This is a genomic window from Trueperella bernardiae (genome assembly GCF_001469025.1).
GTDB lineage: Bacteria > Actinomycetota > Actinomycetes > Actinomycetales > Actinomycetaceae > Trueperella > Trueperella bernardiae.
This window is the reverse complement of record NZ_LNIZ01000003.1, coordinates 246,438-261,038: the sequence shown is the minus strand read 5'-3', so window position 1 is coordinate 261,038 and position 14,601 is coordinate 246,438. Positions and strand designations below refer to the sequence as shown.

Genomic DNA, 14,601 nt, shown 5'->3' with positions numbered 1-14,601 from the left:
TGTCGGTAGCGCTCGTATTTGGCGCTACAATACCTGCTTCGGCTGGTACAAAATCGGGGACTCATTCTTGCGCAACAATCGCAAGGAATGCTGTCAGAGGTGAGCAACAGCGTTTCGCTACTATGACTCTTAAACTCGGCGGTTCGACCGTTTACTCGAAGTACGGCGAGTATGTGGGATGGGGATACACCACATCTGGAGGGACCAAGACGTGGTCTGCAAGTTCGCCATGGCTACTCTGGAAAGGCACCTACGCTACGTGCGCGCCTAAGATCATCAACTAGTTGATTCTGAGTAGCGAACCAACACCGCAAGTTCAGGCCTCCCGCTTGATCCAGAACGCTGCGCATGTAAGGGAACCCGTATGAAAGGTTTTCGTGCTCTCGCGACACTCCTCGGCGCCGTCGTCGTGCTCGCCGGCGTCTTCTGGGCGGGGTACACCGTCGCGTCCCCGAGCTCCGCACCTACCAAGGACGCCGCGCCCACCACGGTCGAGGCCACGTCGGGAACGATCGAGCACAAGATCGTCCTCACGGCGAGCGTGAGCAGGCAGGCGCTCCCCCTGACGGTCAACGCGCTGGAGGGCTACGTCCTCAAGGTCACGGACGCCTCCACTGCCTCACAGGGCGACATTCTCTACCAGGTCGACGCCCGGCCCGTCTTCGCCGTCGTCGGCTCTACCCCATTCTGGCGCGACCTCGCGCCCGGCGACTCGGGCGACGACGTCGCCCAGCTCAACCAGATGCTGGTCGACACCGGTTTCCTCGCCGAACCTGGGCAGAAGTTCACCGCGGCCACGCGGGCGGCGATGAAGGCCCTGCTCGCCGAGCATGGCGCCGGCTTCGACGACGTGGTGCCGATCGGCCAGCTCATCGCCATCCCCTCCGAGGCGACCCCGGTCATGATCGATAGGTCGATCCTCTATCCGGGCGCCCGGTTATCCGGCGGGGAGCGGGCGATCTCTATCCTGGACCGCGATCCGATCTTCGCTATGATCGTCACCCCCACCCAGGCGGGAATGATCCCACCCGGAACGACGGTGCGCGTCCACCACGGTGAGCTGACGTGGGACGGGGTGGTCGGCCAGTCCAGCACCACCGACGAGGGCATCTCGCTCGAGTTGCTCGGCGCCGACGGCGGGCTCGTCTGCGGCGAGGAATGCGACGCCCTCCCGCCCACCGCCACGGCCTCGCTGCTGACCGACGTCGTCCTCGTCCCTCCTGCCACGGGCGTGACCGTCCCGGTGGCCGCGATCAGCACCCACGCCGACGGCACCACCAGCGTGACCCGCGTGGCGGGAGATGCGCAGGAGAGCGTGAACGTCACGGTCGTGGGCGTCTCGGGCGGCCTCGCGGTTGTCGAGGGAGTGGAGGAAGGCGACACGCTCCTGTTGTCGGGGCCGCAGGAGGAGGAGTCGTGACCGGAATCCTCACCGTCACGGACCTCACCTTTCGCTACAAGGCCTCCCTGCCCGAGCTCTTCGACGGCCTGACCCACGACTTCGAGGCCGGCGTGACGGCGGTGACCGGCCCGTCCGGCCGCGGGAAGTCCACGCTCCTCTACATCCTGGGCATGTTGTTGCGCCCGACGTCGGGCACGATCCGGCTACGCGGGAGGAACCTCACCACGCTCAAGGACCACGAGATCTCCTCCGTGCGGGCACGCGAGTTCGGCTTCGTCTTTCAAGATTCCGAGCTCGACCCGGCACGCCCGATGATCGACTCGGTGATCGAGCCCGGGCTGTATGCGGGCGCGCGCCGGGCCGACCTCCTCGAGCGCGCCCGCCGCCTCCTAGCGGAGGTCGGCCTGGAGGAACGGGCCACCCACCGCCCGGCCCAGATCTCGGGCGGCCAGGCGCAACGAGTGGCGCTGTGCCGGGCGCTGGTCAACGACCCGGCCGTCGTGCTCGCCGACGAGCCGACAGGCAATCTCGACCCCGCAAATTCCGCGATCGTCCTCGACGCGCTCGGCGACATGGCGGCGTCCGGGCGCGCCGTCGTCATCGCCACGCATGACCCGGTGGTGCTGGAACGCGCGGACAGGGTGCTCGCCCTATGAACATCGCCGAACTCCTCGCCGAATCCTGGCGCGCCTTCCGCTCCTCTCCCGTGGCGGCCCTCCTCATCGCCTTCCTGACCGCCGGCATGGGCGCCATTACGATGGCGAGCGCGGGCTCGAACGCCGCCACCTACGATTCCATCAGCGAGTCGCTCAACGCCCCCGAGGCGCGCACGTTCAAGCTCACCGACGGCGAGCAGCAGGTGATCGGGATGCCGATCGTGGACTCGGTGCGCTCGCTGTCCTCGGTCGAACGCGCGCTGGCCATGACCACCCCGCAGGACATCGTAGCCGGCAACCTCGGCCAGGACTCGACGCCCGTGCCACTGTCCCACATCGCCGGCGACGTCGACGGCGCGCTCACACTCACCTCGGGCCGGATGCCCGACCCCCACGAGGTCGTCATCGGCCCCGGGGCGCTCGACGCGCTCCGGCTTGTCGACGGGGTGGGCTACGTGGAGTCCCCCGCCGGGGAGCAGTGGGCGGTGGTCGGCACTTTCGCGGCGCGACCCCCGTTCACCGACCTCAACTCCTACGCCATCTCTACCGAGGAGGCCGGCGCCTACGCACGCCTGCACGTGGTGGCACGCAGCCTCGAGGTGCTCTCGGGCATGGAGCGGGACGTCTCCGACGTCGTCGGCGAATTCCCAGGGATCGAGATCGCCAAGCAGTCGGCGGCGGCGTCGGCAGCCGAATCGCTCAAGGTTATGGGGATCCTGCGTAGCTCGGGCACTGCAAACGTGGCGCAGACGATGGGAGCCGGGCTGCTTATCGTGTTTGGCGTCGTGTTCGCCGACGTCCTCCTCCACGCCCGCGATCTTGGACGACGCCGCACGCTCGGCATCACCCGCTCTCAGCTCGTAGCCTTCGTCCAGTTGCGCGTGGCCTACTCCGCGTTACTGGGCGCCGCGGCCGGCGTGCTGGGCGCGCACATCGTGCTCGCAACCCGCGGCGTGGCCGTGCCCTGGACGTTTGCGCTGGCAACCTTCATCCTGACGGTCACTGCGGCGGTGTTCGCGGCGTTCACGCCCGGCGTTGTTGCCGCCTACCGCGATCCCGTCACCGTGATGCGCACGCACATGTAGCATTTCGATACCGGCTGATTGCGGCAGTAAAGTTGCGGCCTTTGGCATAGGATGAAAAACGTGACTAGCAACGATTTCACCCAGCCCGCTGTTCCTGCTTCTGCCGCTGAAGCCGCCACGAAGGCGCCTGCTGGCAAGGCTCCTGCCGTTGCAAAGGCGCCGGCGAAGAAGCCCGCAGCGCGCAAGCCGCGCGCCACCACGCGCCGCACCACCAAGGCCACAAAGGCCGCCGAGGCGCCCACGCTGGGCCGCATCCCGATCGTCGACGTCCAGCCGAGCCTGCAGAACGGCGCGTGGCCGGCGAAGGGCACGCAGGGCGAGGCATTCCCCGTCACCGCCACGGTGTTCCGCGAGGGCCACGACCAGTTTGGCGCTGCCGCCGTGCTCGTGGATCCGGAGGGGCGCGAGGTGCAGGAGTCGATCATGTACGACTCCCACCCGGGGCTCAACATTTACAAGGGCTGGCTCACCCCCACCCACCCGGGCACGTGGGAGTTTTTCGTGCGCGCGTGGTCTGACCCGGTTGCCACGTGGTACCACGACGCCGACATCAAGCTCAACGCCGGTCAGGACACGGAGCTGGTATTCCTCGAGGGCGCGCGTGTGCTCACCCGCGCGATGGAGAAGATGCCGGCGCGTAGCGAGGAGCGCAAGATCCTGCGCGATGCAATCTCGGTGATGAAGCGTGACCGGGTGGCGATCAACCTGCGCTTCGCCGCGGCCACCTCGGAGGACGTGCGCCGGGCGCTCGCCACCTACCCGTTGCGTGACCTGGTCACGGAATCGGCGCGGCTGAAGGTGAACGTGGACCGCGAGCGCGCGCTCGTGGGCTCGTGGTACGAGTTCTTCCCGCGCTCGGCGGGCTGCTACTACGACGCGGCGGCTGAGAAGTGGGTGTCGGGCACGCTGAAGACCGCCGCTGAGGCGCTGGATCGTATCGCGGCGATGGGCTTCGACGTCGTCTACCTCACCCCGATCCACCCGATCGGTGAAACGAACAAGAAGGGGCGCAACAACTCCCTCGATTCCATCCCGGAGGATCCGGGATCGCCGTACGCGATCGGTTCTGCCGACGGCGGCCATGACGCGATCCACCCGGACCTGGGCACGTTCGAGGACTTCGACGCGTTTGTGGCACGCGCCCGGGAGCTGGGCATGGAGGTGGCGCTCGACATCGCGCTCCAGTGCTCCCCCGATCACCCGTGGTTGAAGGAACACCCGGAGTGGTTCACCACGCGCGTGGATGGCACGATCGCCTACGCGGAGAACCCTCCGAAGAAGTACCAGGATATCTACCCGCTGAACTTCGATAACGACCCGGAGGGGATCTACCAGGAGATCAAGCGGATCCTGAAGCTGTGGGTCTCCCACGGGGTGACGCTCTTCCGCGTAGATAATCCGCACACGAAGCCGGTCATGTTCTGGAAGCGCCTGCTGGAGGAGTTCCGGGCGGAGCATCCGGAGGTCATCTTCCTGGCCGAGGCGTTCACGAAGCCGCCGATGCTGCAGACCCTGGGCGCGGTGGGCTTCCACCAGTCCTACAACTACTTCGCGTGGCGGAATGAGAAGAAGGAGATCGAGGACTACCTGTGGGAGCTCTCGGCGGAGTCGGATTCGCGGGTGCGTCCGGCGTTTTGGCCGACGACGCACGACATCCTCACCCCGTACATGCAGCGCGGCGGCGTGCCGGCTTTCAAGATCCGGGCCATCCTCGCCGCTACCGGCTCGCCAACCTGGGGCATCTACTCGGGATACGAGCTGGCGGAGAACGTGGCGCGCCCGGGTGCGGAGGAGCAGATCGATAATGAGAAGTACGAATACAAAAGCCGGGACTGGTCCTCGGCTGAGGCGTTTGGTATCTCGGACCTGCTGACCAAGTTGAACGACGTGCGTAGCCGCCACCTGGCGCTGCGCCGCCTGCGCAACGTGCGGATCAACCCCACGAATAATGACAACATTTTGTGCTTCAGCAAGGTCTCCCACCCGGAGGAGTCGGCGGATGGCTCGGTGGACATGGTGATCGTAGTGCTCAATCTCAACCCATTCGAGACCCACTCGGCCACTATTGACCTCGACCTGTCAGTCTTTGGCACGTCGGCCCGCTGGGACGGCTCACCGGCGATCGAGGTCTATGACGAGCTGACGGGCGCCTCCTTCCGCTGGAACGACCGCCCGTACGTGAACCTCGACCCGAACGGGACGGTCGCACATATCCTCTCTGTCAAGGTTCTCTAACCGAAAGGTGGCTTAGTGGCCAACGCGCACTTCGACTCTGGTCATTTCCCCGGGCTGTCCGACGATCCGGACTGGTTCAAGACGGCGGTCTTCTACGAGGTCCTGCTTCGTGCGTTCGGGGATTCGACGGGGAAGGGGTCCGGTGACCTCCGCGGCCTCATCGAGCACCTGGACTACCTGCAGTGGCTGGGCGTGGATTGCCTGTGGATCCCTCCCTTCTACCCCTCACCCATGCGCGACGGCGGGTACGACGTCTCGAACTTCACGGCGATTGCGCCCGAGTACGGCACGATCGAGGAGTTTGGCGAGCTGATCGAGGAGGCCCACCGGCGCGGGATCCGCATCATCATTGACCTGGTGGTCAACCACACCTCGGATCAGCACCCGTGGTTCCAGTCCTCGCGCTCGAATCCGGATGGCCCGTTCGGCGACTTCTACGTGTGGAGCGACGACGACACGGCCTATTCGGACGCCCGCATCATTTTCATTGACACGGAGGCGAGCAACTGGACGTTCGATCCGGTACGCCGCCAGTATTTCTGGCATCGCTTCTTCTCCCACCAGCCGGACCTCAACTACGAAAACCCGCAGGTGCGTGAGGCGATTAAGGACGTGGTGCGCTTCTGGGCCCGGCTTGGGATTGACGGTTTCCGGCTCGACGCCGTGCCCTACCTGTTTGAGGAGGAGGGCACGAACGGGGAGAACCTGCCGCGCACGCACGCCTACCTGGCGGAGTTACGCGCCATGCTGGATGAGGAGTTCCCAGGCAAGATCATGTTGGCTGAGGCCAACCAGTGGCCGGAGGACGTGGTGGAGTACTTCGGGGATGAAGAGACTCCGGAGTGCCACATGTGTTTCCACTTCCCCGTCATGCCGCGCATCTACTACGCGTTACGCGACCAGCGGGCCACCGCGATTCGTGACATCTTGAATGCCAGCCCCGCGATCCCGGCGAGCTCCCAGTGGGGTACGTTCTTGCGCAACCATGACGAGCTGACGCTCGAGATGGTCTCCACCGAGGAGCGGGCCAAGATGTATGGCTGGTATGCGGAGGACCCGCGGATGCGGGCGAACGTGGGCATCCGGCGTCGTCTGGCGCCTCTGCTCGGCAACTCGCGCGCGGAGATCGAGCTGGCCAACGCACTCTTGCTCTCGCTGCCCGGTTCGCCGTGCTTGTACTACGGGGATGAGATCGGGATGGGCGACAACATTTGGTTGCCGGACCGTGATTCGGTGCGCACGCCCATGCAGTGGACCCCGGACCGCAACGCGGGCTTCTCCACCGCCGACCCGGGCAAGCTCTACCTGCCCACAATCCAGTCGCTCGTCTACCACTATCAGGCGATCAACGTGGAAGCGCAGCTGGCCCAGCCGGCGTCGTTGTTGCACTGGATGCGAGGGGCGTTGCAGGTGCGCCGCCGCTACCCGGTGCTCGGCAACGGCGACTTCGAGCTGCGCGAGTCGGGCAACGAGGCGGTGCTATCCTTCACCCGCGCGAACTCCGAGCAGGCGATGCTGTGCGTAATGAACATGGCCAACACGGCGCGCGCCGCGGTGGTCGAGGTGCCGCAGTACGCGGGGTGGAACGTGCGCGACGTGTTTGGCGGCGCCGGCTTCCCCGCGATCGGTGAGGACGGCCGCTACCCGATGACCCTCGGCTCGCGCGACTTCTTCTGGTTCGAGCTGACCCCGCCCGGGGAGGGCGAGTCGGCGCCCGTGGAGGGTGATAGCGCGTGATCGGCACGATCGAAGCCACGCTCGGCGCCGTGACGCCCGAGGCGCTCGCCGGCGTGACGCGGGAGTGGATGACGAGCGCTCGGTGGTTCACCGGCAACCCGGGAGATGAGCTCGAGTTCGGCCCGAGCGCCCTGCTCGCCGACGGCGCGGCCCGCACGGAGATCTTCCTGGTCCGCTCCGGAGAGCTGATGTTCTCGGTGCCGCTGACGTTCCGGGAGCGCACCGGGGCGGTCGACGTCTTTGATGCCACCGACGACGCCGATGGCCAGGCCGCCCTGCTCGGCGCGGTTTACACCGGAGCACTGTCCGGGGATGGCCTGACCCTCGAGGCCCACCCGATCCGGCCCGCCGCGCCCGTGGCGAGCGCGGCCAAGCTGACCTCGGAGCAGTCGAACACGTCGATCATCTACCGCTTCGCCGAGCTGGATGAGACGGGCTCGGCCGGGATTATCCTCAAGGTCTTCCGCGTGCTGTCGGACGGGGCGAACCCCGACGTCGAGCTGCAAACCGCGCTGGACGCCGCCGGCTCGCGCGCGGTGCCCCGCCAGTACGGATCGGTGACCGGGGCGTGGGGCGCGGCGAGCACCGACATGCTCGTGGCCCAAGAGTTCCTCGCGGGGGCAACCGACGCGTGGCAGGTGCTGCGGGGACAACTGGAGACGACGGCGTCGTTCGCGCAATGCGGCGAAATCGTGGCGCTGGGCAAGCTCACGCGCGACATTCACCGCCAGCTCGCCGAGGCCTTCCCCACGGTGGAAGCGACGCCGGCGATGCGGGCCGAGATCGTGGACCAGTGGCGCAAGCGCGCCCGGACGGCCCTTGCCCAGGTGCCCGCGCTTGCCGACTACCGCGACCGGATCGAGGCCGTGTTCGCCGGGGCGCTCGAGGAGCACTGGCCCCCGTTGCAGCGCATCCACGGCGACTACCACCTGGGCCAGGTGTTGAACGCCCCGGGGCGGGGCTGGGTGGCGCTGGACTTCGAGGGCGAGCCGCTGCGCCCGCTTGCCGAACGCGTGCACCCGGACCTGGCCCTGCGCGATGTGGCCGGCATCCTGCGCTCGTTCGACTACGCCGGGGGCTCGGCCGAACTCGCCGGCGGGAACCGGGCCGAACTGGAGGCGTGGACGCGGAGCGCGCGGGAGGCGTTCATGGCCGGATACGGGCAGATCGAGACCTCCGAACAACGCCTGCTCGACGCCCTAACCTTGGACAAAGCCCTGTATGAGGTGAGCTATGAGGTGGCGAGCCGACCCACCTGGTTGGAGATTCCCGTGCGCGGAGTACTTCGCCTGATCGGCGCCCAGGACAACTAATCCGACGTAGAATATTGCCATTAGCCAGCACGATGAAGGAAGCCTGACATGACTGAACCCGTACCGATGTCTGTCTCCCATGACGTTCTTGACGCCGTCTCAAATGGAATTCACCATTCGCCGCATGACGTCCTTGGGCCGCACACCAACGGTGAAACCGTCACGATCCGCGTGAGTCGCCAGCTGGCAGACTCGGTGACGATCGTGACCCCCGACGCCGAATACCCCGCCGCCCACGAATGGAACGGCGTATGGGTGGTGGCGATCCCGGGCGGGGAGGTTCCCACCTACCAGGTGCGCGCCACCTACGGCGACTTTGAGGCCACCACCGATGACGGCTACCGTTTCCTTCCCACCATCGGTGAGGTGGACCGCTACCTGTTCTCCGAGGGCCGCCACGAGCAGCTGTGGAAGGTGCTCGGCGCTCACGTGCAGACCTATGACACGCCGATGGGCCCGGTGCACGGCACCAGCTTCTCGGTGTGGGCACCCAACGCGCGCGTCGTGCGCGTGATTGGCGACTTCAACTCGTGGAGCGGCGTGTCTGCCGCGATGCGCACCATGGGCACCTCCGGCATCTGGGAGCTCTTCATCCCCGGTGCCGAGGACGGCCAGCGCTATAAGTTCGAGATCCAGTACGCCGACGGCAGCTGGCACCAGAAGGCTGACCCGATGGCTCGGCGTACGGAAATCCCGCCGTCGACGGCCTCGATTATCACCGAGTCCCACTTCGAGTGGGATGACGAGGAGTGGATGGAAGGGCGCGCGAAGACGGATCCGCACGCCGGCCCGGTGTCGGTCTACGAACTGCACCTGGGCTCCTGGCGCCACGGCCTGTCCTACCGCGACGCCGCCGAACAGCTCATCGGCCACCTGAAGTACACGGGATTCACCCACGTGGAGTTCATGCCACTGGCCGAGCACCCGTTCGGGCCGTCGTGGGGATACCAGGTCACCTCCTACTACGCCCCCACCGCGCGCTACGGCCATCCGGACGAGCTGCGCTACCTCATCTCCGAGCTACACAAGGCCGGCATCGGCGTCATCATGGACTGGGTGCCCGCCCACTTCCCCAAGGACGAGTGGGCGCTCGCCCGCTTCGACGGCACGCCGCTGTACGAGGACCCGAACCCGCTGCGCGGCGAGCAGCCGGACTGGGGCACCTACGTGTTCAACTTCGGCCGGCGCGAGGTGCGCAACTTCCTCGTGGCCAACGCGCTGTTCTGGCTGGAGGAGTTCCACGTGGACGGGCTGCGCGTGGACGCCGTCGCCTCCATGCTCTACCTCGACTACTCGCGCCAGGATGGCCAGTGGCAGCCCAACGTGTACGGCGGGCGGGAAAACCTCGAGGCGATCTCCTTCATCCAGGAAGCCAACGCCACCGCCTACCGTACGCACCCGGGCATCATGATGATCGCCGAGGAATCGACGTCGTGGGGCGGAGTCACCGGCATGACAGATCAGGGCGGCCTCGGGTACGGCCTGAAGTGGAACATGGGGTGGATGAACGACACCCTGCACTACATGGAAGAAAAGCCGATCAACCGCAAGTGGCACCACGGGGAGCTCACGTTCTCGCTGGTCTACGCATTCTCCGAGCAGTTCCTGTTGCCGCTCTCGCATGACGAGGTGGTCCACGGCAAGGGTTCCCTGTACGGCAAGATGCCCGGCGACCACTGGCAGAAGCTGGCCGGCGTGCGCCTGTTGCTCGGCTACCAGTGGTCCCACCCGGGCAAGAAGTTGCTGTTCATGGGCCAGGAGTTCGCCCAGATCGATGAGTGGAACTCGGGCAAGAGCCTCGACTGGTGGCTCACCGACAACCCGGGCCATGACGGGGTGATGGCCTGCGTCAAGCGCCTCAACGAAATCTACCGCGAGCACCCCGCCCTGTGGAGCGACGACTTCACCAACCACGGATTTGAGTGGATCGAAGTCAACGACTCGGACCACAACGTGCTGGCCTACCTGCGCAAGTCCAAGGACGAGGACGACTTCGTGGTGGCGGTGTGCAACTTCTCCGGAGTCCCGCACAACGACTACCGCATCGGGCTGCCGTTCGAAGGCGTGTGGGAGGAGATTCTCAACACCGACGCGGTCGAGTACGGCGGCTCGGGCGTGGGCAACCTCGGCCAGGTAGAGACCGAGCCGGTGGAGCACGCGGGCCGCGCCCACTCGGCGATCGTGCAGCTGCCGCCCTACGGCGTGGTGTACCTGACGCCGAAGCGGGCGTAGCGGCTGGCCGGAAGCCGGCGATTTCACAACACTGGACGGTTTCGGGGCTATCTTCGTATGCGAGGAGATAGCCCCGAAACCGTCCAAACTTTTTGATCGGTCCCTTGGCGGTGTGATGGTCGAGCGACAACGGTGTGGATCTGCTGGGCCGACAGTTTCACATGTACTGTCATGTGAACCGATTTGGCACCGCTGGTTCGCTAAGTGAAATAATCGTATATATGTGGACAAAGACTGATGTTTCCCGACGTAATTATAAGGTTGCCGCGCTCGTTGGCCTGATCGGCGGAATCGTCTCCGCGATTGTGAAGTTCGGCTGGGAGGTCCCCCTCCCGCCGCGCACCCCCGAGCGCAACGCGACCAACCCGCCGCAGGCATTCCTGGAGCTGCTCGGCTTCTCCGACCAGACCACGCACGCCTCCTACACCTTCAATGGCAACGAAGGCCTGCCGTGGGTGTCCTTCCTCATCCACTTCGGCTTCGCCATCTTCTTCGCGGTGCTCTACTGCCTGATCGCCGAGGTCTACCCGGGCATCAAGCTGTGGCAGGGCGTCGCCTTCGGCGTGTTCCTGTGGTTCGTTTTCCACGCGGTGCTCATGCCGGCCATGGGTGTGGTCCCGGCACCGTGGAACCAGCCGTGGGAGGAGCACCTGTCAGAGATCCCCGGGCACGCGATCTGGATGTGGGTGATTGAGATCATCCGGCGCGACCTGCGCAACCGCATCACCGGTCAGCCTGACCCGGAGGTCGCGCTCGCCACGCGCTAATCATCACCGGGCTGGGTCAGCCCAAACTTCAACGGGCTTCAGCCCAAGCAACGACCAGTGGGCCGCTCAGCCGAGCGGCCCACTGTATTTACCATTTGCTTCCCAGTCGCCCACTGGCAAAGGTTAAACGGGTTGTTGATCGATCGAAAGGTAGCCGAACACAGTGCGACAACAGGCCGCCGCCAATTAAGCTTCGCCCAAGCCCGAGTCCAGATACACCACTCTTAAGGACGCAACCGGGGCGCAACCCGATTACATCCATACTCTGTTGGAGAGGGTCAGATCAATCCGTTCCGCGAATGGGTAGCGTTCACTCATTATCAGATGCAATCTTTATCACACCTACAGGAAGGAGGTGAAGACGATGCTACTCGCGCTCTTACGAAAGCTGGGATTCGGCACATTTACTCCGATGGACGATAAGTGCCCGTAGCGTAGTCGAATGGTACCCGGCCTGCTCTAGGTCGACTGTCTGTTAGCCAGCAAAGCTGACTAACAGACACAATAGTGTTTTGGAGGATGCATAGTACGGTTTCAGAGGGAGAAAACACTCGTACGTCTCGTGCAGTTCGGGCGTTTTCTTCCTGCCAAGATCATTGGTGACTCCTAACGGGACCGTAACTAGATTCGGTGCAGTTGCCCTGAGGCTACTTGTGACTATGGGAAAGTCTAAGAAGCCCAGAGTTTTAACTGTGGCCTATATGCCTGGGTTTGCTTGCAACTTATCCTGCGATTATTGCTATCAAAGGACTGACATATCTCATTCTCGACGTAAACCAATCCTTGGGAAACGGTCCGTATCGAACGAACAGATTTCGAGGTTCATTCACCAATTTGCTACGACAAAGAAAAAGCAAAGCATCCACCTTTCCTTGCTTGGAGGGGAGCCACTCCTTTATCTCGATCACTTTGACCGTTGTTGATTCAACCCCGTTTTACACCCCGCACACCTATGACCAAAGATTCATCAGCGAGTATGTGAGGCTTGCACGAAGCGTAGTTGCCGCTGGCTTTAGCTTGACTCTCCCTGGGCACTCTGGATTGTGCAGAACCTGTGGCACCCCGTTTGACCCAGAGGGTATTGTCGTTACCTCTCATGGGCAGCTCTACAGTTGCTGGGACAGTGCTGGTCAGGCAGGTATGTCCATAGGTGATGTGATTTCCGGATTCGATACATCAAAGGAACAAAGCTGGGTTCAATGTGGGTACTCCGGCAAAGAGTCCGACCTCCACCAGAGATTAGCATTGGAAATTGTCAAGATTCTCGCTGAGGGGTGAATCCGTGGAGACGTACAAGAACACCCCGCACTGGCTTTGGGCCTTCCGATTCGGATTGCGCTCTACTCCACTTAGCGCTGTCGCATCGATCTTGTTTCTCATTGTTGCTGCTTTAATCCCCGCCGCCACCGTTGTGCTGATCAAGTTGCTATCCAGCGCGATGGGTTCGGAGCAGAGAGCCGTCAGGCTCATCATCCTAGTTGCCGTCGTTTTCGGCGCAGGGAACGCCTGGCAACAAGTCTCCAACGCAATCTCGCGCGTGAATGCGATGAGGATCAACCTTTCTTCTGCCTCCTTATTCCAGGATCGGCTATCTCAGGCTTCGGCTCGGGAGTTTAACGACGAAGGGTTCATGAAGGAGTTGAGAGCGGCGCGGCAGTGTGTTGCCGAGGGACATGTCTCTTCGCAGTTCCAGGCAACGGTCAATATCGCGTGCGCGACGCTGACCGCGTTCACATTGTCGCTCTCTTTGTGGGAAATCAGCACGGCAGCCGCACTGATCAGCCTCCTTGCACCCATTCCCACCACGCTTGCATATGCCTGGTACGGGAAACAGGAATCCCACCTCTGGCCACAGGCAACAGAAGAGATTCGCCGATCCACGTATCTTCAGGACCAGATCTCATACCAGCGTACGGCGGTCGAAATATCGACCCTACGGGCGACGAATGTTTTCGCCGAGCTAGCTGCGCATCACCGATGCGCGCATATGGCGATCAGACAACGACTAGAGTGGCTGTCAATCGCGAGTGATTCGCTGGCCGGGCTCGTGACAACTGGCTTGTTTGCAATCGCGCTTCTCACGCTCTACAGGGACTCCGGTAACAACATCGGCGCATTGTTCGCCGGAACCGCCGGCGTGATGGCAGGGATCAGCGCAATGATGGGCATCGGGTACCAGATCGGGGAGCTTGTCACATCGCTGCCGGCGAACAAGCATCTCCGTTCGTTTGCTGACAGACCTACCGAGCAATCAAGTCCTTTGGACGTTCGAAACGCCGAGGCTCTCATCGCCTCCGATGTGACGGTCAACTACGGCACGCTACGCGCCGTTGATCATGTGTCCCTCGAAGCTCCTTCCGGCAAGCTCACCGCAATAGTGGGCGAGAACGGGAGCGGGAAGACATCGCTTCTCAAGGCCTTGATGAACACACAGCGTGACGCATCAGGGGGCGTATTGATCGGCGACCGCACCATCAACGTGGGAGAAGACGAACATATTTCCTTTTATGTGTCCGCTGTTCTGCAGGATTATGGGCGTTACGAAATCTCGGTGCGTCGGTTTCTGATGTTGGGAAGCAGGCAGCGCGCGGCCGATTCCCAGCTGTGGGACGCCTTAGAGTTTGCAAGCATCGCACCTATTTTCCTGGGACTCCCCGAACGGACTTGACACCCCCCTGGGAAGCCAGTGGGGCGGAATCGAGCTGTCGGGGGGTCAATGGCAGCGGCTTGCCATCGCCCGCGCGATGGTCATGGACGAATACGTGTGGATCCTAGACGAACCGACGAGCACCATCGATGCCGCCGGCGAAGAAGAACTGTTCTCGAAGTTCGCAGCTCTCGCCAAGGACAGGATCTTTATCCTCAGTTCCCATCGGCTCTCAACCTTGAAATGGGCGGACACCATCTACCTCCTCGACGCTGGCAGGATCCTCGAATCTGGAAGTTTTGATGAACTGATGTCTCCGGGAACTGCCTTCCGGAAAATGTTTGAGGCACAGATCATGGAGGCTGAGGATCGTGGGCGGTATTCTCCCAACGATTCCTCGACTCTCTAGGGCCGATCGAAATGTGAGACATTTCAGGGTCCCCTTTGGACAGCGGGAACGATTCGGGTTAAGTTATTGCCATGAAGATTTACGCGCATGCTCACGCCCAGTCGGTCATGACTGCTGG

11 protein-coding genes are annotated in these 14,601 nt (G+C 63.6%); all 11 read left to right on the top strand.

Going from position 1 to position 14,601, the window contains the following annotated elements:
• Window positions 1-364: 364 nt before the first annotated feature.
• The 11 genes from AQZ59_RS09745 to AQZ59_RS04495 all read left to right on the top strand — a co-directional run bounded on the left by AQZ59_RS09745 (window position 365) and on the right by AQZ59_RS04495 (window position 14,483).
• Window positions 365-1,420: an efflux RND transporter periplasmic adaptor subunit gene (locus tag AQZ59_RS09745; RefSeq protein WP_062613481.1), complete on the top strand. Its 1,056-nt coding sequence runs from the start codon at window positions 365-367 to the stop codon at window positions 1,418-1,420.
• Window positions 1,417-2,058, top strand: a complete 642-nt coding sequence (locus tag AQZ59_RS04535) for an ABC transporter ATP-binding protein (RefSeq protein WP_236698659.1) — start codon at window positions 1,417-1,419, stop codon at window positions 2,056-2,058. The genes AQZ59_RS09745 and AQZ59_RS04535 overlap by 4 nt, the downstream gene beginning before the upstream one ends.
• Window positions 2,055-3,143 (top strand): ABC transporter permease, encoded by a 1,089-nt coding sequence (locus AQZ59_RS04530; RefSeq protein WP_062613480.1) that lies wholly within the window; start codon window positions 2,055-2,057, stop codon window positions 3,141-3,143. Before AQZ59_RS04535 ends, AQZ59_RS04530 begins: the two co-directional genes overlap by 4 nt.
• 51 nt (window positions 3,144-3,194) lie before the next feature.
• Window positions 3,195-5,378 carry an alpha-1,4-glucan--maltose-1-phosphate maltosyltransferase gene (locus AQZ59_RS04525; RefSeq protein ID WP_062613479.1) on the top strand — a complete coding sequence of 728 codons (2,184 nt, stop codon included), beginning with the start codon at window positions 3,195-3,197 and terminating at the stop codon, window positions 5,376-5,378.
• Window positions 5,379-5,393: 15 nt separating this feature from the next.
• Entirely contained in the window at window positions 5,394-7,115 is a 1,722-nt protein-coding gene (gene treS / locus AQZ59_RS04520) for a maltose alpha-D-glucosyltransferase (protein ID WP_062613478.1), read from the top strand.
• Window positions 7,112-8,428, top strand: a complete 1,317-nt coding sequence (locus AQZ59_RS04515; RefSeq protein ID WP_062613477.1) for a phosphotransferase — start codon at window positions 7,112-7,114, stop codon at window positions 8,426-8,428. Before treS ends, AQZ59_RS04515 begins: the two co-directional genes overlap by 4 nt.
• A 66-nt stretch (window positions 8,429-8,494) precedes the next feature.
• Window positions 8,495-10,660 (top strand): 1,4-alpha-glucan branching protein GlgB, encoded by a 2,166-nt coding sequence (glgB, locus tag AQZ59_RS04510; protein ID WP_236698668.1) that lies wholly within the window; start codon window positions 8,495-8,497, stop codon window positions 10,658-10,660.
• Window positions 10,661-10,881: 221 nt separating this feature from the next.
• Window positions 10,882-11,427 carry a YagU family protein gene (locus AQZ59_RS04505; RefSeq protein WP_062613475.1) on the top strand — a complete coding sequence of 182 codons (546 nt, stop codon included), beginning with the start codon at window positions 10,882-10,884 and terminating at the stop codon, window positions 11,425-11,427.
• A 659-nt stretch (window positions 11,428-12,086) separates the two neighbouring features.
• Window positions 12,087-12,350: a radical SAM protein gene (locus tag AQZ59_RS09905; RefSeq protein WP_082661145.1), complete on the top strand. Its 264-nt coding sequence runs from the start codon at window positions 12,087-12,089 to the stop codon at window positions 12,348-12,350.
• A 446-nt stretch (window positions 12,351-12,796) separates the two neighbouring features.
• Window positions 12,797-14,095 carry an ATP-binding cassette domain-containing protein gene (locus AQZ59_RS09795; protein WP_160326869.1) on the top strand — a complete coding sequence of 433 codons (1,299 nt, stop codon included), beginning with the start codon at window positions 12,797-12,799 and terminating at the stop codon, window positions 14,093-14,095.
• On the top strand, window positions 14,049-14,483 hold the full coding sequence (locus tag AQZ59_RS04495; RefSeq protein ID WP_082661144.1) for an ATP-binding cassette domain-containing protein: 435 nt from the start codon (window positions 14,049-14,051) through the stop codon (window positions 14,481-14,483). Before AQZ59_RS09795 ends, AQZ59_RS04495 begins: the two co-directional genes overlap by 47 nt.
• The last annotated feature ends 118 nt before the right edge of the window (window positions 14,484-14,601 follow it).